This window comes from Acinetobacter harbinensis, from assembly GCF_000816495.1.
Lineage (GTDB): Bacteria > Pseudomonadota > Gammaproteobacteria > Pseudomonadales > Moraxellaceae > Acinetobacter > Acinetobacter harbinensis.
Map to the genome: position 1 here is coordinate 41,516 of NZ_JXBK01000002.1, position 21,907 is coordinate 63,422.

At 42.2% G+C, this 21,907-nt stretch carries 18 protein-coding genes and 1 pseudogene; 14 read left to right on the top strand and 5 right to left on the bottom strand.

Translation table 11 applies throughout. The features are described 5' to 3' along the window. The 4 genes and pseudogenes from SE27_RS14060 to SE27_RS12415 all read left to right on the top strand — a co-directional run. Nucleotides 1-256 (top strand): annotated as a pseudogene (locus tag SE27_RS14060) (hypothetical protein); the annotation flags it as partial. 43 nt (nt 257-299) lie between these two features. Next, complete coding sequence (locus SE27_RS12405; protein WP_081406918.1) at nt 300-2,096, top strand: multicopper oxidase domain-containing protein; 1,797 nt, start codon at nt 300-302, stop codon at nt 2,094-2,096. Beyond that, complete coding sequence (locus tag SE27_RS12410; protein ID WP_039624086.1) at nt 2,083-2,964, top strand: copper resistance protein B; 882 nt, start codon at nt 2,083-2,085, stop codon at nt 2,962-2,964. Before SE27_RS12405 ends, SE27_RS12410 begins: the two co-directional genes overlap by 14 nt. 243 nt (nt 2,965-3,207) lie before the next feature. Beyond that, nucleotides 3,208-3,909, top strand: coding sequence for a VIT1/CCC1 transporter family protein (locus SE27_RS12415; protein ID WP_039624087.1), 702 nt, complete (start codon nt 3,208-3,210; stop codon nt 3,907-3,909). Between the two features lie 143 nt (nt 3,910-4,052). Here SE27_RS12415 and SE27_RS12420 read toward each other — a convergent pair whose 3' ends face one another. After that, nucleotides 4,053-4,565 carry a cytochrome b gene (locus SE27_RS12420; RefSeq protein ID WP_039624090.1) on the bottom strand — a complete coding sequence of 171 codons (513 nt, stop codon included), beginning with the start codon at nt 4,563-4,565 and terminating at the stop codon, nt 4,053-4,055. A 365-nt stretch (nt 4,566-4,930) separates the two neighbouring features. Between SE27_RS12420 and SE27_RS12425 the strand changes: the two genes are divergently transcribed. Together SE27_RS12425 and SE27_RS12430 are read left to right on the top strand one after the other, a co-directional pair. Further along, nucleotides 4,931-5,701 (top strand): COG4705 family protein, encoded by a 771-nt coding sequence (locus SE27_RS12425; protein ID WP_039624092.1) that lies wholly within the window; start codon nt 4,931-4,933, stop codon nt 5,699-5,701. 98 nt (nt 5,702-5,799) lie between these two features. Beyond that, nucleotides 5,800-6,795 carry a phosphatase PAP2 family protein gene (locus SE27_RS12430; RefSeq protein WP_039624094.1) on the top strand — a complete coding sequence of 332 codons (996 nt, stop codon included), beginning with the start codon at nt 5,800-5,802 and terminating at the stop codon, nt 6,793-6,795. 598 nt (nt 6,796-7,393) lie between these two features. Here the strand turns inward: SE27_RS12430 and SE27_RS12435 are convergent. Beyond that, the gene (locus SE27_RS12435; protein WP_039624096.1) at nt 7,394-7,708 is read right to left on the bottom strand and encodes an AzlD family protein; all 315 of its coding nucleotides are present in this window, start codon (nt 7,706-7,708) and stop codon (nt 7,394-7,396) included. Beyond that, nucleotides 7,705-8,415: an AzlC family ABC transporter permease gene (locus SE27_RS12440; protein ID WP_039624262.1), complete on the bottom strand. Its 711-nt coding sequence runs from the start codon at nt 8,413-8,415 to the stop codon at nt 7,705-7,707. Before SE27_RS12440 ends, SE27_RS12435 begins: the two co-directional genes overlap by 4 nt. A gap of 935 nt (nt 8,416-9,350) precedes the next feature. Between SE27_RS12440 and SE27_RS12445 the strand changes: the two genes are divergently transcribed. The 8 genes from SE27_RS12445 (at nt 9,351) to SE27_RS12480 (ending at nt 20,408) form a co-directional block, all read left to right on the top strand. Further along, nucleotides 9,351-11,135, top strand: coding sequence for an IucA/IucC family protein (locus SE27_RS12445; RefSeq protein ID WP_039624097.1), 1,785 nt, complete (start codon nt 9,351-9,353; stop codon nt 11,133-11,135). Next, nucleotides 11,128-12,576 carry a lysine N(6)-hydroxylase/L-ornithine N(5)-oxygenase family protein gene (locus SE27_RS12450; protein ID WP_081406919.1) on the top strand — a complete coding sequence of 483 codons (1,449 nt, stop codon included), beginning with the start codon at nt 11,128-11,130 and terminating at the stop codon, nt 12,574-12,576. The genes SE27_RS12445 and SE27_RS12450 overlap by 8 nt, the downstream gene beginning before the upstream one ends. Continuing rightward, nucleotides 12,573-14,456, top strand: coding sequence for an IucA/IucC family protein (locus tag SE27_RS12455; protein WP_052251763.1), 1,884 nt, complete (start codon nt 12,573-12,575; stop codon nt 14,454-14,456). Before SE27_RS12450 ends, SE27_RS12455 begins: the two co-directional genes overlap by 4 nt. A gap of 16 nt (nt 14,457-14,472) precedes the next feature. Further along, nucleotides 14,473-15,120 carry a GNAT family N-acetyltransferase gene (locus SE27_RS12460; RefSeq protein WP_039624099.1) on the top strand — a complete coding sequence of 216 codons (648 nt, stop codon included), beginning with the start codon at nt 14,473-14,475 and terminating at the stop codon, nt 15,118-15,120. Then, complete coding sequence (locus tag SE27_RS12465; protein ID WP_039624102.1) at nt 15,117-15,488, top strand: hypothetical protein; 372 nt, start codon at nt 15,117-15,119, stop codon at nt 15,486-15,488. Before SE27_RS12460 ends, SE27_RS12465 begins: the two co-directional genes overlap by 4 nt. Continuing rightward, entirely contained in the window at nt 15,485-16,756 is a 1,272-nt protein-coding gene (locus SE27_RS12470; RefSeq protein ID WP_039624104.1) for an MFS transporter, read from the top strand. Before SE27_RS12465 ends, SE27_RS12470 begins: the two co-directional genes overlap by 4 nt. A gap of 56 nt (nt 16,757-16,812) precedes the next feature. Beyond that, entirely contained in the window at nt 16,813-19,065 is a 2,253-nt protein-coding gene (locus SE27_RS12475; protein ID WP_039624106.1) for a TonB-dependent receptor, read from the top strand. A 77-nt stretch (nt 19,066-19,142) separates the two neighbouring features. Then, on the top strand, nt 19,143-20,408 hold the full coding sequence (locus SE27_RS12480; RefSeq protein ID WP_039624269.1) for an MFS transporter: 1,266 nt from the start codon (nt 19,143-19,145) through the stop codon (nt 20,406-20,408). Between the two features lie 358 nt (nt 20,409-20,766). Here SE27_RS12480 and SE27_RS12485 read toward each other — a convergent pair whose 3' ends face one another. Then, the gene (locus SE27_RS12485; protein WP_039624108.1) at nt 20,767-21,375 is read right to left on the bottom strand and encodes a nitroreductase family protein; all 609 of its coding nucleotides are present in this window, start codon (nt 21,373-21,375) and stop codon (nt 20,767-20,769) included. A gap of 392 nt (nt 21,376-21,767) precedes the next feature. Beyond that, a complete protein-coding gene (locus SE27_RS14205) occupies nt 21,768-21,902 on the bottom strand; it encodes a hypothetical protein (RefSeq protein ID WP_264673636.1) in 135 nt (44 codons plus the stop codon). Between the last annotated feature and the right edge of the window lie 5 nt (nt 21,903-21,907).

Here is a 21,907-nt window from a genome sequence, read left to right on the forward strand (position 1 = left end):
GAAAGTGCGTGCTGAAAATCAGCAGCCGGCACTTCCAACGTGTATCTCTGTTTCAGATATGGGGCACATGCAGCATCACCACTGTGCGGATTGTGGTTCGGTGCTCTGTCAGCCGCTGGTTTTCGGTTTAGCCGTGCAGCCATTTACGCTTGTCATGCCTCCCATAGAATATAAAAATAATAGCCGATTTAGCCTTTATGAGGCGCAACATCTTGTCGGCTACGCGCAGGAAATTCTTCGTCCACCCAAAGTTTAATCTTTATTTTTAAAATATTATTTTTAAATTACAGGATTAAGCTATGTCTATTAAATTCAGTCAAAGTCTGCTTGCGGGCATGTGCCTTGTGTCATCTACATGGGGCTTTGCAGCGGTCAAAGAATACCAATTGGTCATTGATGAAAGTAGCATCAATGTGACCGGAAAGTCGGTCAAACGTATCACGGTCAATGGCAAATTTCCTGCACCCTTACTTGAGTTTGAAGAAGGTGATGATGCCATTATTCGGGTCAAAAATAACCTCAAAAATCAGGATTCCTCGCTTCATTGGCATGGCTTGCTCTTGCCTGGAATTATGGATGGGGTGCCGGGATTTAATGGCTTTACGGGGATTAGCCCGAATAAAGAATTCGTCTATAAATTTAAGGTTCGTCAAAGCGGAACCTATTGGTATCACGCCCATTCCAAAGGTCAGGAACAGGATGGTTTGTACGGTGCGCTGGTGATTTATCCTCAAGATAAAAAACCTTTGGCTGCACATGAACAGACGGATCGTGATTATGTGGTCATGCTGTCTGATTTTCATCAACAAAGCAGTGCGCAGATTCAGAACAACTTAAAAGTTTCTGCGGACTACTATCAGGATCAGCGTGAGACTTTGGCTGACGTATGGCAGCAAGTAAAACGGGATGGGCTACAAGCGACATGGTCTGAGCGCAAAATGTGGAATCAGATGCGCATGTTGAAAACAGATCTGTCCGATGTCACCGGTTATACCTTTCTCATCAATGGTCAGACTCCAGAACAAAACTGGACAGGACTGTTTCAAGCCAATGAAAAAATTCGTCTACGTTTCATCAATGCATCTGCGATGTCTTTTTTTGATGTGCGTATTCCGCACTTAAAAATGACCGTGGTCAGTGCCGATGGCCAGCCGGTGAAACCAGTGGCTGTGGATGAGTTCCGTATCGGTACCGCAGAAACCTATGATGTCATTGTCGAGCCAAAACAAGCGCATTATCAGATTGAGGCGGAGTCGATTGATCGTTCAGGTTATGCCATTGCCACCTTACAGAATGCACTTAGCGTAAGCAAGCCGAGTATTCATCTGCCTGCACCTCGGCCACGTGCGCTTCTGAGCATGCAGGATATGGGGCACGGCTCAATGACAGAGATGCCGCAGCATCCGTTAGATCATTCAAAAATGAATCATAACAATATGAACATGGATGGCGATGCAATGCAGCATACAAATCCAACCTCAGCCATGATGCAAAAAAATGATCAGCTGGTCGAGGGCTGGGCCAATGCATCGACCCCCAAAGGTAATAAAGCACTGCAATACAGTGATTTAAAATCGTTAAAGCCGCAAAAAGATACCCGAGATGCCGAAAGTGAATTGGTGATTCGTTTGGGTGGCACCATGGAGCGCTATATTTGGATCATCAATGGCAAGAAATTCAATGATGCTGAATCCCTAAAAGTTAAATTTGGTGAGCGGATTCGGTTGAAGTTTATCAATGACAGTATGATGGCGCACCCCATGCATCTGCATGGCATGTTTATGCAACTTGAAAATGGGCAAGCCGCTGTGGATATGCCCAATAAGCACACGGTGATTGTAGCGCCGGGTGAAACGGTAACCACCTTATTGACTGCCGATGAGCTGGGTGAATGGGCCATTCACTGTCATTTGCTCTATCACATGAGTGCCGGCATGATGAATAAATTGATTGTGGCCAATGTCACGGATGGCAAGTTAGCCACCACGCCTATTCATGCTATCGATCATTCAGCAATCAAAAATCCGAATCCCCGTGTAAATCATATAATCGATACGAATACTGAAATGAAAGGAGATGCACATGCGCAGCATTAAGCTTTTTTCTAAATCGGTATTCAGCAGTGTATTGTTGCTCATCAGTCACTGGGCTATGGCGCAAGATGAACATCATTTGATGTCTGAGCAGGCTGCCATGTCTACTCATTTGGCAGATCAATCCGTGCCTGAGCATTCAACCCATGCACGAGCGCAGGCACAGCCAGCGATGGATTCTCAGCAGATACATGATCATCGTAAAGAACATGGTGGGCAGATTTACAGCAGCACCATCGTCGACAATAAATGGCTGAGCGATGAAAATGGCAGCGGCACAGTTAAGTCAAAATTGGAAACGCGTATCGGTAGCGATGAACATAAAATCGTCATTCAAGCGCATATGGATAAGCACCAAGCCGAATATGCCCAATATGATGCCAAAGTATTGTATAGCCGAATGATTTCAGATTTCTGGGATATACAGGCCGGTCTGGGATATGGTTCGGAAAAAGTAAAGCTGGATCATCAATCTACAGATATAGAAGAAACGCTGAGTGGAGTTGTTGGCTTGCATGGTCTGGCCCCCTATTTTTTTGAAACTGATGCATATTTATATCTAGGACAAGATGATTTCGTCGGTTTAAGTTTAGAAACGGAGCGTGATGTACTCTTAACGCAAAAGCTGATTTTAAAACCGTATTTAGAAATGCATATGCTGTTCAATGATGCCTCTAAATATGCGCAAAAAACAGGTCTAAGTCAGGCGATGCTTGGGCTTGAAACACGCTATGAAATCAGTAAGAAAATTATGCCTTATATTGATATTGCTTATGAATATAACAAGGGCAATGAGGCTACGCCATGGCAAGATGCCGCGGCTGCGGATCAAGGCTGGCTATATGGGGCAGGACTGCGGTTTGTTTTTTAAAGTTCGCTGATTGAATTAAAGTGAAAATGGATTAATCCGGCTGATGCCAAGTGCAGAAAAGTAGCGCTGTATTTGGCATCAGTGGTGTATCTGTGATGGATCAGATCACTGTTATCTATTTTAAGGCAAAATATACTAAGAATTTAGCGTGATGCAGCGCTTATAATAAGCTCTAGATCGATTATAATTTACAGATAAAATAAATTTAACAGAATTAATGTCACAGCTAAAAGAGACTATATTGTGCGTCATTCTTATCATATCGAAAAACATTATATTGAACGTTCAGGCTGGCTACGTGCTGCTGTATTAGGGGCCAATGATGGAATTATTTCTGTCACCAGTTTAGTGGTGGGCATAGCCGCCAGTGGGGCTTCTTCGCAAACGTTATTGGTCACTTGCGTGGCAGGATTGATTTCTGGAGCAGCGTCCATGGCTGCCGGTGAATATATTTCGGTTAAATCACAACAAGATATAGAGCAGAGTGATTTAAAGATGGAGGCGCGTGAGTTAAAGCTTCATCCTGAACATGAACTACAAGAACTGAAGAATATTTATATCCAACGCGGTTTAACGCCTAGCTTAGCTGAAGATGTGGCCAAACAATTGACCCTGCACAATGCGTTAGATGCGCATGCTCGTGACGAAATTGGTATTTCAGCACATACTTCTGCGCAGCCATTTCTTGCCGCATCCTCTTCAGCCGTTGCCTTTTCTGTAGGTTCATTATTTCCTTTGCTTTCAATTCTGCTTTTGCCCAATGCTTATTTAGCCAAAGGTGTCATGCTTATTGGGGTTTTAAGCCTTGGAATTATGGGTGCATTAGCCAGTTATGCAGGCGGTGTCAGTATTTGGAGAGGTGCAATTCGGGTCATGCTTTGGGGAATTGTGGCTATGTTATTCAGTGCGTGGATTGGCTCGTTGTTTAATACTGCAGTGGCCTAAAAATGATTGTCTATCGGGTACTCATCTTTTAATCTAAAGACGCCCACATTATTGTCTATAAGCCATGCTCTGCTTGAGCTAAACCAAGCAGAGCATGGCTTGATTAAAAAGTAAAACAGCGATTTTAAAGCGATGCATCTAAATCATTTATCTCTTTTAAAAAGCATACTTTTTAATACATGATCTTTGAAAATAAAATGATGGATTAATGCAGCAGCGCCATGTAAACCAACCAGTGCAATAAAAGCATTGCCTAAGAATTGGTGTAATTCTCCAATAGAATTAACACCTCTGACGCTACTTAAAAGCGGTAAGTTTACCGAGCCTATTTTAAAATGCTCAGTCAGACTCGATAACGCCAGCCAACCGGCAATTGGAACGATACATAAACTTAAATACAGCATCAATCTGACTATTTTAAATAATCTATTTTGGTACTGATTAATGATCTCATTCTGAGGAATATTTTTCTGATAGATCACAATAAGACTTAAGCGAATGAAAAAGAGAATCAATATGGATAGGCCGCATGTGACATGAACTTGCCCCAGTAAGCCTGTGTTGGTTGGATTTCCGCTGCTCAAATAAGCAATGACCACTAAAAGCAATGTTAGCCAGTGAATTATTATTATCGGTTTTGGATAGGTATTGTGCATTACTTTTCCTAAATTTTAGATATTGATATGGAATATAGTCCTTTAATATATCCTTTTGCTCATCAATTGCTTAAGTTTTAACATGGGTTAAGCATGCTTAGACGATCAGAAATGCTGAACATCAAGTGTGAATTTTAAAGCTTAAAATTAAATTAAAAAATACCATTATCACCCAATAAATTAAAATCAGAATCAACAGTTTAATTGGGTAGTAGCGATTTTAGGCGTATTGTTAGATAAAGTTAATCCGCAAATTCAGTCATTTATTGATTTCAATGAATAACAAAAAAACATCATTTAATTTTAAGTTTAGCTTAATGAAATTGCTTTAGCATCTTAGAAAAGATCTCGCGTGAGTTAGACTGATGAATCAACAACAATACAATATGGCTAATCACCTTTCTAAAGTTCCTCAAATCACCTTACTTTTCTGGATCACTAAAATCTTTGCCACCACCTTTGGTGAAACGGGCGGAGATGCATTGTCTATGTCTCTAAATTTAGGCTACTTGGTCAGTACCTTTATTTTTGCCGCAGTTTTTATCGTCTTGGTATTTTTCCAAATTAGCGCCAAATCTTATCGACCTTATTTGTATTGGTTTACTATTATTGCCAGTACCACTGTGGGTACCACATTGGCCGATTTTGTCGATCGATCATTGGGTATTGGTTATGTCGGTGGAACCAGTATATTGCTGGGTCTGGTCTGTTTGTCTTTATTGAGCTGGTATAAAGTGGAAGGAAGTATTTCACCGCATACCGTGAATTATTCACGAGCAGAAGTTTTCTATTGGTTAACCATTACCTTTTCTCAAACCTTAGGTACCGCTTTAGGCGATTGGTCAGCAGATACTTTGGGATTGGGGTATAGCGGCGGCATTGTGCTGTTTGTCGTGCTGATCTTCATCATTGTGCTGCTGTATAAATTTACGCATATTTCGCGGACTTTATTGTTCTGGAGTGCTTTTGTTTTAACACGTCCTTTGGGGGCGGTGGTCGGAGACTTCCTCGATAAACCGCTGACATCGGGTGGTTTAGACTTAAGCCGCTTTACTGCATCCGCTGTGCTCTTGATGGCTATTTTATTGTGTATTCACTTTAGCCCTAAAGCTGCTTTAAAACAGGCTGAAGGGTGAGGGGAATTGACGATAGATAATATGACTGTCTGCTCACTTCAATATAATTTGAACTGAGTAGACCTAAAAAACAGCTCTAAAAGGATAATATTTCAGCCATGATTGCACTTGTTCAAGAAAATCAGCAATTGTTCATCTTGAGTATTGTACTGTTATTGCTGATTGTTCTTTTGTGGCTGTTACCGTATGCCATGCTGCATTATGCTCAGCAACCATTTACCCGCGCGATGCGCTATTGGATTAAATTTAAACAGAATGTGAGACAAAACAAACACTTCATTCAATTCAAAAAGCATTATCCAAAATTTTCTCATTTTCTGTTCAGACGATTGCAACGCCAATATTTTAACGGTTTACCGCTGACCCTATTCATTTTAGTCATGGGTTATATCTTCGCCTTGTTCAGTGGCTTGGTTGAAGATGTGGTCACTTCGGACACAATTGTGACCATGGATCATTTTGTTTCACAACAGATGAATATGCTGCGCGAATCCAGTATCGTGCATTTTTTTATCTTGATCACCAGTTTAGCTTCCACAGCAATTGCCTGTTTGGTGGTGTTTTTAGTCTGTGCGCTATGCGTCATCATTCGTCAACCTTATATTTTAATCGGATTACTGCTCTCTGCTTTAGGCAGTTCTATATTTACCTTCTTAAGTAAACTGTTATTTCATCGCCTGCGACCAAGTGGTGGTTTACTGCTTGAAAGCTCATATTCTTTCCCAAGTGGACATGCCACCATCAGCATTGCCTTGTATGGGTTTATCGCTTATTTGGCTATTCGTTTTAGCCAAAATTATGTTCGAAAAGTACATCTATTTTTCATCGCAGTCTTATTGTCGATACTGGTGGGATTAAGTCGAATTGTATTAAATGAACATTATTTAAGTGATGTGCTGGGCGGCTTTTTAGTCGGTGCATTATGGCTGACTGTGGCCATTAGTGTCACAGAGTGGTTAAGCAGCAGAGCTAAAATTACTTGGCAAATACCGTGGTCCGCTGCTCAGATTTATCTGCTTTGGTTCAGTGTGGCGTGTGTACTGATTGCCGCTTTGATCTATGCACAATGCTATCAATTTCCGTTGTTGCTCTAAATGAAATTAGAGGATTTAGAGATGAATTTAAATTTTTAGGCCTCTGTTTTAAGCGTTTTTTATTATATTGAGCCACTTTCAACGTACTTATTATTTTAATCTGTCTTTTGGCTGCGGATTACAGGCCAATTCATCGCTAAAAATAGACAATAAAAAAACCCCGACTTCCTGTCGGGGTTCTTCGTATGGGTTGCTTAGATATCACTCCTGTCATATCTGACTTTCCTTGTACTGATGTTTTATTGTTATTCGCGGAACATCCTGTTCTCTATATGGCCAGCATAATAAATTTCCTACAAATCACCTAGAGGCAAATGGCTTGAATGCTTGTACGCTATAGCGTACATCAGCAGCTCAGAGCGATGCCCATTTTGTCTATAACGACATTTAAAATTGATGCTTTAGCCATCATGCACATGTTGTAGCTCACTGGCAACAGTTGACGTTAACTACGCTGCATTAAGTACTCACATGGAAAGAGAGTAGAGGCTGAGCCTATATGAAAGCTGTGGTTTTTAAGATGGCTGGATTTATACGACTAAAATTTGCTTAGTGAAGAGTAGATGGGTCTATAGGACATTCGCTTTTAAACCTTAACTTAATTGAAGTAATAACGAAACATTGCTGCCGCGAACATCCCTGCGGCAATGGCCAATAAAGGTTTTTTGATGACCAACATACATATTACCGTGGTGAGTAGTGCAAAACGCGCACCGTGATCACCTTCAAGCGCAATGGGGGCCAAAAGTGCAACCAAAACAGACCCTGACATTGCAGTGATAAAACGTTGAACCGGTTCACTAATAGGAACATAGGCCATGATCACAACGCCACCCCAACGCGTGGCCAAAGTGACAATGGCCATGATCAAAATAATCATCCATGGATAAGCGGTGCTCAGTTCTAGATTCATAGCTGCTTCTCTTTCCAAAAAATCCCGACCACTCCACCAATGATTGCACCCACAACCACATGACTATTTTTAGGTAAATACCAATAGGCCAGCAATGATGTTGCAGCAGCGATCATCCAAATCACACAAATACGCAGATCCTTTTTCCCGCCCACCACCATAGCCAGTAAAAAACAGGCCATGACCATATCTAAGCCAAAGGCTGCTGGATGATGAATGACATTACCGAAATACAGACCGAGACAGGTACCGAGCACCCAAGACAACCAAAGTGCAATTCCTCCACCAAACAATATTCCCATGCCGGATTCCCCGCGGTTAAATGCTTGCAGAGAAAGGGCCCAATTTGCATCAGAAATGACCAATAAAGTACTGTAGCGTTTAATCGGCGGTAGGTGACGCAGCCAAGGATAAAGCGATGCGCCCATTAAGAGATGGCGCGCATTAATAAAGAAAACAGTGATCACTAAAGGCACCAGTGAGATTTGTTCTCCCCACAACTCTAAAGTGGCAAATTGTGAGGCGCCGGCAAAGACCAAAGTGCTCATTAATACAATTGAACTGTTATCTAACCCTGCTTGAGTGGCCGCCAAGCCAAAAGCGCCGCCAAAAATTGCGACAAAACATGAGATCGGCAGGAGGCTTTTAAAGCCCGACCAAACTTGGGATGGATTGAGGCTGTAGATATCTTGATTGGGGCTAGACAAACTCATTTCCTTAATTTTTAAATATTCTTACTTCAGTACTTATTTTAAGTACCGATTTTATCTGTTATGCGTTTTTTAACAGGTAAATATAGCATTACGTGACTAATCTACTTTCAATATATCTACTTTTTAATTTCAATTGATTATAAATTCCACTGAATTTGATGATCTTTGCTCATTTAAATTTACATTACTGAGTGGACCTGTTGCAAAAAATCAGAAAACGATCAAATTGTGGATGGTTTTTTATAGCCGATAAAAAATCATAGTCTATTTTCATAACATCAAATATTTTAACGTTACAACAGCATCAAACAGCCATTTCAAGTGATTGGCTGACATACCAAGCTCAACTTTTTCAGCAACACTTGCGGTATTAAACGCCAACCTGAGTAATATTCGACGAGAAAACTTAATCCTTTTATCAATCACTCAGGTTAAATCTAGAGATTTAGCAGCCATCATCGCAGGTTTTTCTGTGTGGGCCTGATGCGGTGTTTCATGCGTGCCATCCAGAACTATTCGCTTGCCTAACGCTGTACTTCGTCCCACGTGTCAAACCGGTTTCATCAGCCCATTTATAGCCTATGCTGTGATTATAAGCTTCAATTTAAGCATTGCATGACGGTCTATCTCGTTGGATATCTTTAATCCAAATCCTCTATTGAACTACGTAGTAAACAAATTTGTGCCTGATAAATTCTGGCCTATTGTCGCATCCAATCGTGCATGGTTTTGTTTGTTAATCCTGCAACTGATTGTATCTGCGAAGTTCTTATTATATTTTTATATAAAAAAGATGCAATTGATAATAATAACGATTATCATTAGAGAAATTATTTATATTTACTCTAATGAATTATGCGTCAATTTTATTGAACACAAATACGTATATTCAGGGTTTGCACAAATCTAAAACAAGGGGATAGGGTCAGATGAAAGCGCTTGCCAATCGCCTAGCGATGCAGCATCTTGTCAATGCATACGCACAAGAAACTGGCAAAGGTACTTTGCTAGAAAAATATCAACAAGATTCGATTCAATTAACGCTTAGCCATGGTTCGACGTTATTGGTTATTGAGTTAAACAGCATTCAAGCGCAACTGTTAATTCCGCTGTCTTACGTCAGCCTTGTCGGTCGACATCGTATCGCGCAGCTTCCTCAAGTATTGAGTCAGGGGCAATTGCGAGATTTCAGTCCGATTAGCATCGTCACGCTACTGCTTGAAGATTTGGTACAAGCCTCTAAAATTACACTTGATGCAACCTCACTGATACAACGTTGGGCAGAAAGTCGTGATGCATTACAATATTTTCTAAGCTGTCGTGAGCCAGATTTTAATCATTTAATTGCAGCTGAACAAAATTTTTTAGATACTGAACAGGCCTTAATTTTAGGTCATAGCATGCATCCTGCACCCAAAAGTAGACTGGGCTTTGTGCATGAGGATTGGAACCACTACTGCCCTGAAGCCAAAGGGAAAACGCAGTTGCATTATTGGCTTATTTCGCCTGAGTTTATAGCCGAAGGTTCAGCCTTGAATCAGGCGATTTCCCTGCAGCTTAAACAGCAAATACTGCCGCATTTAAATAACAGTGAACACATACGATTAAAGCAATATCCGGATTATAAATTATTGCCTTTACATCCTTGGCAAGCACGTTATCTGCAAACCAAACCATGGTTTAAAGAATTAAAAATCAAGCGCAAATTATTCGACTTAGGTGAAACAGCGTGGTTTTTATCTCCGACCACATCAGTGCGTACTTTGGCCTCTTTTACCGCACCATGGATGTTTAAGCCCTCATTATCGGTGATGATCACCAATTCATTGCGCGTCAATTTAGCCAAAGAATGTTATCGGGGTGAAATGAGCCATCGACTTTGGCATAGCAAATTTGGTCAACAGATTCTGCAACATTGTCCCAGCTTAAAAGCATTGAATGATCCAGCATGGATTGCGCTTAATATTAATGATCACATGATGAACGAAACCATTTGTATTTTTCGGGATCAGCCTTTTCAACCTGCGCAACAAGTGAGCTGTATCGCTTCTTTGTGCCAAGACCATCCTACTCAAGCACTTAATCGTTTTAATTCATTATTTGCCATGATCAAAAACAATGCACTGCAAACAGATGAGCATGATATTGCATTAAGCTGGTTTAAAGAATTTTTAGCGGTCAGTCTGCCCCCGCTGATGTATTTGTACCATGAGCATGGTATGGCATTTGAGTCACATCAGCAAAATGTCTTGATTGAGTTAGAACAAGGCATGCCCAAATACCTTTGGTTACGTGATAATCAAGGCTTTTATTACATCGAAGAATTGGCCACCCAAGTACTGGCACAATTTCCAGCATTATCCGAACAAGCACAGGCCGTAGGCTCTCAAGCCTTTGTTGATGAAAAGTTTAGTTATTATTTCTTTGGCAATACCTTGTTTGGCATTATTAATGCGATTGGGGCGACAGGCTTTATTCAAGAGCAAGAATTACTGCACATCCTACAGGATGAGTTGTGTGCGCTCTTGCAACAATATCCACAGAGCAGTTTATTAAAGGGATTATTACACTCACCCAGTTTGCCTTATAAGGGTAATTTATTAACCCGTTTATGTGAATTGGATGAGCTGATGGCACCGCTTGAAGCGCAGTCAGTGTATGTGGCATTGCCAAATCCGCTGTGCATCTTACAAAAGGATGCACGCTATGCTTGATTTTATTGCCATTGGACTGGGCCCTTTTAATCTCAGCCTTGCCAGTTTATTGCATAACAAAACCGATCTAGACTATTTAATCTTTGAAAAAAAAGCGCAATTTGACTGGCATGCAGGTATGCAACTGCCGAATACTGTGCTGCAAGTGCCTTTTATAGCCGATTTGGTTTCGATGGTTGATCCGACCAGTCCGTTTAGTTTTTTAAATTATTTAAAAACACAGCAACGCTTATATAAATTCTACTTCTTAGAGCAACTGCATATTCCGCGGCGTGAATATAACCACTATTGCCAATGGGTTGCAGATCAATTGTCTCATATTCAGTATCGCTCATCTGTCACTGCAATCCATGCCAAGCCGCATGGTTTTGAAGTGCTGGTCGAACAGAATGGGCAATGCAGCCGTTATCTGTGTCAAAATTTAGTTATTGGTTCGGGCAATGTACCCTATGTACCCGAGTGCCTACAAAAAATCCAACAGGATTATCCTGAAAAATGCCGACATTCAGCAGATTACTTAACCACGCCATTGTCTAATTTAACCGGTAATGTGGTTGTCTTGGGCTCAGGGCAATCTGCAGCGGAAGTGTTTATGAACCTGTTTGATCGTCAATATGACGATGATCAGCGTCTCATTTCTCAATTTGAATTGCATTGGCTGACACGCGCCAATGGATTTTTTCCAATGGAATATAGCGCCTTAGGTTTGGAGCATTTTAGTCCAGATTATACCCACCATTTTTATCAATTAGATGAGGCACAAAAAGCAGCGCAACTGCAGCAGCAGGCGTTGCTCTATAAAGGAATTAGCGCCAAAACCATTCGTGATATTTATACAAAACTCTATCAGCACAGTATTGCAGGCGCGAAACAGCAGACCTTCTTGCACAGTCAAAGCAATTTGATTCATGCCGAGGTGCTCAACCAACAGATTCGCCTTATTTTTGAACATAAAGTAACCGCACAACGGTTTTATTTGGATGCAAATGTTGTGGTCGCGGCAACAGGTTATCAGACGCCACGGTTCGATTTTATGCACCATTTACATGCACTGATTCAGACCGATGCGCAAGGTCGCTGGAAAATAACCGAAGATTATCGCCTCAAGCATAAGGCCGCGGGAGAAATCTATGTACAAAATCAAGAAATGCATAGCCATGGTGTGGGTACACCTGACTTGGGATTGGGAGCGCATCGTGCAGCAAAAATTATTAATCAACTGCTGGGCTATGCACTGTATGAGTTGAGTGATCAGCAGCAATGCTTCCAATCTTTTAAGCCAGAGCAGAATCCTTATATGCAGCTTTTATCCACATCAGGACAAGCGATGCTGCGTCATGGCAAAAGTTCGATCAATCCTGTTAAGCCATCTCAGCCAAACGCTGAAAAACATTTGACGCAAGCCGCGCTTCCACTTCAAAAATTAGAGAAAATACTGTGAATTTTGCCAAGTTACAAGTGAACCAACCACAATGGCGTGCTGCGGGACAGCGTTTAATTGAAATGGCCATTGCGGAATTTTTATATGAAGAAATTATTCAGGTGAATGCTTTAGAAGAAGGTCATTATGCGCTTCAACTGGATGATCAATCCTACTCATTTCAAGGCTTTCAATACCGATTGGGACACTGGCATATTCAAGCCGGTTCGGTACGCTGTTGCAATTCTGCGGGCGATTTAATTGACAACGATGCTGCGTGGAATTTACACACCTTTATGCGTGCCTTTGCCAATCAAAGCGAGATTCAGCCCTTTACCAAAGCCTATTTAATCAAGGAAATGAACAATACGTGGCTGGCAGAAGCACATTTGATGAATGATCAGCGCTTGCCAAGTACAGCCGTATTAAGTCAACCGCATTATAAAATTGAAGGCATGCTGCGTGGTCATCCTTGGCTGATTATGAGTAAAGGACGCATGGGCTTTGGTTATGATGATTATTTGAGTGCAGCACCGGAGATTTCACCCACGGTCAAAGTGTTATGGTTAGCTGTGCATCAGCAACTTGCTGAATACCGTTCGACCGCCGCGTGGTCAGCCAAAGATTTATATCGACATGAGCTGAGTGCTGAACAGTTGCACGCTTTTACTCAGCAATTGCAGGCACAAGGTCTTTTAGCAGAAGATTATTTCCTCATTCCTGTACATGCATGGCAATGGCATCAATGGTTGGTTGCAACCTATGCCAATGAAATTGTCAATCAGCACATTATCGCGCTTGATATCGGTCAGGATGATTATGTGCCAATGCAATCAATTCGCACACTGTGTAATACCAGTCACCCAGAACGACATTATGTGAAATTACCGCTGAGTATTTTTAATACCGCAGTCTATCGTGGTCTGCCATCAAAACGTAATCTTGCTGCGCCGGCGGTAACGGCTTGGCTGCAACAGATTCAGACTGAAGATGCAAAGTTACACGCCACCGGTGTAGAGTTTTTGGGAGAGATTGCAACTTTAACCATTCAACAGCCATGTTTTGACCAAATTGAAGGTGCACCGTATCAGTTTAAAGAACTGTTTGGCTGTTTGTGGCGTGAAAGTGTCAGTTCACGGATCAAGCAAGGTCAAGCCGCATTATCGCAAGCCGCTTTATTGCATCGTGATCACAGCGGCCAGTCCATTTTGACGGTCTTGATTCAAGCTTCCGGACTCAGCCCGTTACACTGGTTAAAGCAATTTGCGGAAGTCTGTGTAACCCCATTGTTGATTTGTTTATACAAATATGGTCTGGCATTTTCTCCGCACGGTGAAAACAGCATGTTAATCCATGAATGCGGCATACCGAAAAAACTGGTTCTTAAAGACTTTATTGACGATATCAATTTAGTCGATGAGGATTTTCCTGAACTTGCCGATATGCCAGAAGAAGCGCATATTTTATTGCGCCATAGCGCACAGGAACTCAGCCAGTTTATTTTCACTGGGCTATTTATGGTGCATTACCGCTATATTTGTGCGGTCTTTCTAGAAGACTTTCCACAGCATAGTGAACTTGAATTTTGGCAATGTATTTCAGATGTCATTGCGAGTATGCATCAACAAAATCCTGAGCTATCCGAACGAATTGAAAAATTTGCAATTTTCCGCGCTGAATTTGAAAAAATTTGCTTGAATCGGGTACGTCTGTTTACCAGCAGCTACAACGATGAAGTTGAGCGTCCAGTCCCTGTGTTTTTAAACCCCATGGCCAATCCGGTCAGTCCACAGACTTTACAGACTTGGGCCAAGTTGCAGCCGCAATCAGCCAAGCTTAACAGCCTGATGCAACCACAATCAAAAGCTCAAAACAGCAGCAAACACTTCATTACTTTATAAAATATAGGATGCACTTATGACGTCTTTATCTCGTCAACTTCCAGATTTTTACCCATACTATGAGAATGAGACGCAATTCTATTTGCGTCAAATGCGCTATCCCGAAGATATGCTGTTGCTGCATAAATGGATGCATGAAGCGCATGTGATTCCGCAATGGCAACTGAATAAATCGGAGGTGGAACTGAAAGTCTATTACGAAAAAATGCTGGCAGATGATCATCATCGCATTTTGATTGTGGGGGTGAATGGTCAAGATGTGGGTTATAGCGAAGTGTATGAAGCTCAACGTGATCGTTTGGGGCGCTATTACTCAGGAGATGCGTCGGACTTAGGCTGGCACTTATTGTTTGGGGAAAAATCTGCTTTTGGTCAAGGCTATTTACGTCCTGTGATGCGCTTATTGGGCTTTTATATTTTTGAAAATACTGCGTCGCTGAAAATTGTCGGCGAGCCTGATCATACGGTCAAACCCTATGCCATGGTGGTGGAAGAGATGTGCTATGAAGCACAAGGTTTAATCGAAATGCCTGAAAAAACAGCCATGTTGTACTGCTGTTTTAAAGATCAATTCTACGCAAAATTCAAGTCTTACTTAGAGGCCTCAAAACGTTATCAGCAGCAATTAAAATTACACGCCAAGCAAACTGAGGCCATCACGTGAGCTATCAGTCGACACATATCCAGGTAATAGATATGCGCTTTTTCGATCATGTCTCGATGACAGAATTTGAGCAATGGCTGTCACAGGTTGAACAGCTTTTGCAGATGAAAAAATATTTTGTACTGATCATGCAGACGGCACCGGCAACCACATTTCCTGAAGAATATCGTCAGCTGCAAGCGCTATGGTACAAAAGAAATAAACAGCTGTTTTTCCAATACTGTTTGGGCTTGATTCGCATCGCACAAGATTCACAGGATCAACTGCGACTGAATTCACCTGCGCTACATGCGGCATGGCGTGTGCCGTACTACGTGACTTTAGATCATTCTGATGCCGTGCAATGGGCTGTGCAGAGGTGGATATGAACAATCTGAATCCCGCAATAAAAACCCATGCCGAAAAAACATTTACTGCACTGAGCTTAACAGTGGTGATTGTGTTGTATCTGGCGCATGCCTTGCCATTGTATTTTTATAATGTGGCCTTGCCTGCCATCTTGCGTCATCAAGGGGTGGACTTGCGTTGGATTGGCATGTTGTCGCTTCTGTATATTCCTTGGGCGTTTAAATTCTTTTGGGCGCCCTTAATTGACCGAGTCTACTTTAAGAAACTGGGCAAGCGCAAGACATGGTTGTTGTTGCCCCAGATTGCCTTAGTACTGGGGCTGGTGGCACTGGCTTTAACGCAATTTTCGTATGGCTTAATGGTCTTTGTGATGATTGGCCTATGGATTTCAAGCTTTGCTGCGACGCAGGATATTGCCATTGATGGATACACAATAGAAGCTTTTTCACCGCAAGATTATCGCTTTGGCAGTATGGCGCAAAGTATGGGTGTGGCTGTGGGCAGCATGATTGGTGGGGCGGCAATGCTATGGCTGTATCAATATTATGGCTGGAAAATCGCGCTGCTGAGTCTTGCATTTATGACTTTTTTGACCATGATCGCAGTGTTCTTTATTCAAGACCAATCGGCCAATTCCGCGATTCAACCGCACCATAGCCTGCAAGCCCGTCCTAGTCTGAGCCACGCCTTTAAACGACCTGAAATGTTATGGGCATTTGCACTTATTGCTTGTTATCGCATCGTGGAAGCACCGGCCATGGCCATGCTGAATCCGATGTTGATTGATCAAAAATGGAGCCTGTCACAAATTGGCGTCTTGATGTCTGTAATGGGGGCAGGCGTGGGATTGCTTGCAGCCATTAGCGCCGCTTTTTTACTGAAAAAATTACCGGCCACACAATTGCTGATCTGGGCCGGTTGGGCCAGAACTCTTTTATATGCCTTGATGGGCTGCTCGGTAATTTTAGGTTGGTTCAATCAATGGCAATCGCTGCTTGGTATTTTTGTGGTGCTGATGCTGGCCATACGTTATATCGCCATGACTTCACTTTATGCCTATTTCATGCACATCAGTTCAAAGCAACAGGCTGGCACAGATTTCACGCTTTTGATCTGTTTTGAGCTACTGGTGTATTTCATTGGCGCTGCTTTCTCAGGTTTTCTTGCGCAATCTTTAGGCTATGGCAATTTCTATTTGGTTCTGGCAATCGCATCAATCCTAAGCCTTGTGCTCAGTCAATGGATTATCAACCAAACAAAGCGCTTTACAGCTCAGAATTTCAATTAAAGCATTTTACTTTATCCAAAAAAATTAAGTCTGACATAAAACAGGAACCATAAAACATGAGGCATCTTACTTTACCCGTGCAACTGACTTGCTTAAGTTTGGCAATATGTACACAGCTGTATGCACAAAACACAGTGCTTGACTCAGGGGATCACAGTCAACCACAACAGAGCGCCAAGCTAGCTACAATTGTGATGACCGCAACGCGATCGCCACAAAATATCTCGGATATTGCAGGAACCGTGTATAGCATTTCACGTGAAGACATTGCCAAGCAATCCAGTGCCGGAAAAGCAACCGCAGAGATATTAAGCACGCTGATTCCGTCGTTAACGGCAAGTTCTGGCACCACATCCAACTACGGCATGACCATGCGCGGTCGGGTGGTGCAATATATGATTGATGGGGTACCACAGACAGGCTACCGCGATTTATCGCGTCAACTCAATAGTATTAGTCCGGCCATGATTGAACGGGTGGAAGTGGTTTCAGGTGCAAGCAGTATTTATGGTTCCGGTGCTACTGGTGGCATTATCAATATTATTACGCGTCGCGGCAGTGAAAAACCGCTTAGTTTCGAAACCACCGTGGGTATCAGCTCTGGACATCAGCTCAAGTCGGATGCCCTTGCCTATGAGGTTTCTCAATTGTTCAGTTTTAATCAGGCAGATCTTCAAGGCAGCTTTGGCGGCAGTTATGCAAAACGTGGAGAATTTCAGGACGGTCACGGCAAACGCATTGGACCTGAAGTTGCACAGACAGATCGACAAGACACCCAAACCTTAGACCTTCATGGTCGTCTGGCTTGGAACATTGCAGATGGACAAAATTTAAGTTTTGGCGCGCAATACTATCATGATGAACAAGACAGTGATTATGGCCCAGATTACGGTAAAAACTTAGCGGTGTTACTGGCGGGTGAAACCCCCAGCTTAAAAGCAGTTAAGGGCTTACAGCTGGATGATCAGCCATTAACCCAACGCTATGCAACCAATATTCAATATGAGAATCAGCATATCTGGGGGCAAACCTTAAATGCTGAAGCCTATTATCGCAGTGAAACCGCACGTTTTTATCCATCAGTGAATGGCTTTGTGCATCCACAGCTGCAGACCTATCTGGTCAATCAGTCTGAAAGTGATATGCAGGTTTGGGGGGCGCGTTTAGCTTTGCAAAAACAATTTATATTCAGTGATGATCGCACCCTAGGCTTCACTTATGGCGTGGACTATGAAAATGAAAAAGACAGTGCCCAAGTACAACGCTATGATTTGACGCGGTTTATGCAAAGTAATGGTCTAGGCTTCACCGCACTGAATCAATATGAATTTGGTCCAGAGGTAAAAACAGCGAAACTGGGGGTATTTGCACAAACCAATTTTGACCTAACCAATCGCTTAGGCCTGCAAGCGGGTATTCGGCACGAAGCAGTAGAAAGTGACGTATCTACCTCCACGCCATACTCAGAGGCAATTACTGCCGATGATGTGCCGACTTATCAGGCTCAAACATTGCAGGGTGCGAAAGTAAAGCACGATGCAACCTTATTAAATGTGGGTGCGGTTTATCATTTAAGCGATGCACAGCAAGTGTTTGCCAATTTTTCACAAGGCGCAAATTTACCGGATGTGCAACGCATGTTACGCGATATGCCGGCGGGCTTTAAGATTGACAATCAAAGTATTGATCCGATTAAAGTCAACAGTTATGAACTGGGCTGGCGTACACAATCTGCTGATGGTTTAAATGCGGGCATTTCGGTCTTTTATAATAACTCTGATAAATCAATTAAATTTGGCCGTCCCAATTACACCATTGATGTTCTTGATACTGATGAGCGTGTGTATGGTGCAGAAGCACATATGCATTATAACCTTCAATCTGATTGGACAGTGGGCGGCACACTGGCGTATACGCGTGGTCAATTCAAAAATGCCACAGGCGATTGGCAAGAATTAGACGCGATTCGCATCGCCCCTTTAAAAGGCACGCTTTATTCGGACTGGAAATTTGACAATGACATGAGTTTGCGGATGCAAGCACTGGCTATTGGGGGCACAGACAAAGCCGCAAAAGATGCCCAGCAATATGGGTCGACTGTCCCTGCCCAGATTCAGGGATTTGCAACCATGGATGTCATCGCTAATGCAAAAGTAGGTGCAGGCAGCGCCAGTTTTGGCGTTTATAACCTATGGAATAGCGACTATAAATCAGTTTATAGCCAATCGGTTGCAAGCGTATATGGTCCGATATCCAGTTTGCCGGCACAGGGTCGAACATATGGTTTGAGCTATACGCTTCATTACTAAAAATGGACTAAAAGGCAGCACCTGCTGCCTTTTTCTTGCTCGCACTCTCATTTTTGCTTCTTATGGATCGTCGTATCGTGAATCATAATAACAAGATACTTATGCTTGCTTGCATTGCCAATGGTGCGAGCTTTTCTATGATTTTACCGCTTTTAGCGCCGCTCACACGTGAACTACAGTTAACTGAATTGCAAGGCGCGGCGCTGATCTCGATAAGTTCATTCTGCATGGCATTGGCGGCTGTATATATATCCAAGTCTCAGCAAAAATTTTCGGTATATCAACTGCTCAGTGTTGGATTTGTGGGGATGACCCTCACTTGGGTAATCTTCTCGGCAATATTGATGTATGGATTATTTTCTTCAATTTCAGCCAGTCTGTTATTTGTTTTATTAATACTGAGCCGTGCTGCTACCGGTCTATTTATGGCCATGCCACAAATTGCCTTACAAACTCATGTGATGACGCAGGCTTACACGGAAAAACAGCGCTCGAAAAATATAGCAAAATTTGGTGTGTTGGCCAGTTTAGGAATGATGGTCGGCCCTTTATTAACCACGTTACTTTTAGCCGCAGGAATATTTGTACCGCTTTGGATCGCTATTCTGATTCTGGCCTTATTGAGTGGCGTGATTTTAATTGGCTACAGCACAGATCATTATGATCAGGTCTTGCCCGTTGAAACAGCTTTACTCGCGCAACATCATCAAACGAGGGCCGAACACACATATCAAAATCAGCCAGTCAGCTTTAGCGCAGATAAAACCATGATCTGGTTAATCTTAGGCTTTAGCCTGTATTTAGCAATTGTCACTTTAAATCTGACCGCAGGTTTTTATATTCAGGATTATTTTCAGCTGAGTGCACGGCAGGGCGCTGTCTATTTTTCACAATGTGCGTTCATTGCTGCAATTTCACTGGCCCTGATGCAAATGCTGATTTCCAAATACCTTCAATGCTCCGTCCAGCAATTATTGTGGGTGGGTTTGGTTAGTATGTTGACGGGATTAATCATCTCTTTCAGCACAGATCAGCTGATTATTTTTCAAGCTGGCTATGTTTTATATGGTGTTTCTATCGCTTGTCTGACGCCTGCTTTTACCACAGGTGCTGCACAAACGGCACCTCAAGAGATGCAAACTAAAATCGCGGCATGGTGTACTGCCACTCAAGCGCTTAGTTTTGTAGTAGGGCCTTTAATCAGTGCAGGCTTATATCAACTCAATCCAAGTTTTCCTTATTATTTCTTAACTATATTGATGGTTACACTGATGCTATTTTTTGCCTTAACTCGTTTTGATCATCAGCAATCGCTTCAGCTCTGTCATGATGAGCGTCATTGAAAAACTGAGTTTAAGAGTGAATTATCACCGATTTTGTAGACACCTTTGCGTCAGATAAAATGATGAGCTTTCAGGCGATGACACTTTTTTTGCCACGATCAAACTTTTTCAGTTTTCAGGCACGATCAAATCGCCATCACGGACGCATCAACCTCACGCATTTTTGAAAAAGTTCAGCTTTGTCTAGCCACGCTTCGCTTGAAATGGCGGTTGGATGGGGTTTTAGCTTTGGAAAATTTCATGTCATGATGAAAAGAGAATATGACTTTTTATCGGCTATAAAAAACGATCAACTGATCTATTTCTAGTTGATCGTTTTTTGATTGATGCAAGAGATCTAACGATCACTGTTAGCGGATTAACCAAATACTTTTAAGCGTTTTTCAATCGGTTCAAATGATTTATCGCCAGCAGGTTGTTCGACATGGCCAAACACCATTTGTGCGATAAGTTGCCAGTCTGTGTCGATATTCCATGTCTTAGCCACCTGTGCATCAATAACAGGATTATAATGCTGTAAGTTAGCACCAATTCCTAAACTGGCCAGCGCTGTCCAGATTACATATTGATGCATGCCACTGGTATGCTCTGACCAGACTGGAAATTTATCGGCATACAAAGAAAAATTCTCTTGCAAGCCTTTCACCACACTTTGTGCTTCAAAGAAGAGTATTGTGCCTGCACCGGCTTTAAAGCCCTCCAGTTTTTGCTGGGTAGAGGCAAATTTTTCATCATCATTGACAATACCACGCAATGTATCTTCAGTAATTTGCCAAAGTTTTTCGTGATCTGAGCCAAATAGTATAACGATACGAGTCGACTGCGAATTAAAAGAGGATGGGGTATGTAAAATGGCATGTTCAACCACTTTAACGATTTCTTCTTTAGATACAGACATCTGATTACTTAAGGCGTAGATTGAACGACGTATTTCAGCCAGTTGTTGTAAGGTGTGTAAATTTGACATAGTGAATCTCCAATTAATCGCGGTGAGGTGATTTAGAATCATGAAAAAAATAACAGGCAATTTCGTATAAAGAATAATAGATATTCGACGATGACGATCTTAAATGAGCGAATTTCAGCATAGACAATGGCTCATATCTATATACTGTGCTGAGCAATAAAATTATCCAGAAACCAGCTAAAAAATTATTCATTATTTAGCCTTTAAAACCTTCAGGCAATGGCGGTGTAAGCAGCCGTTTTAGGCTAGAATTAACCTCACCAAAACGCGGGTGATGATGATCCCATCTCTAATCGATTGCTCAATCTTAGCGTTATTGTCTGCAACAAAGTTCCACCATAGCATGACTTTTGCGCCCAAGGCACTGCACCTAAAAACATGATTCGGGTGCCTTATTTTACCGTCACCTGCATACTTTGTTGATTCGTCATATCGCGACGATCAAAGCGAATGAGTGTATCTGAATCATACTGCTGGCCTGCAAAGTCTGGCAGTCTGACATGATCTAAAACGTAGCATATACCCATCGGCT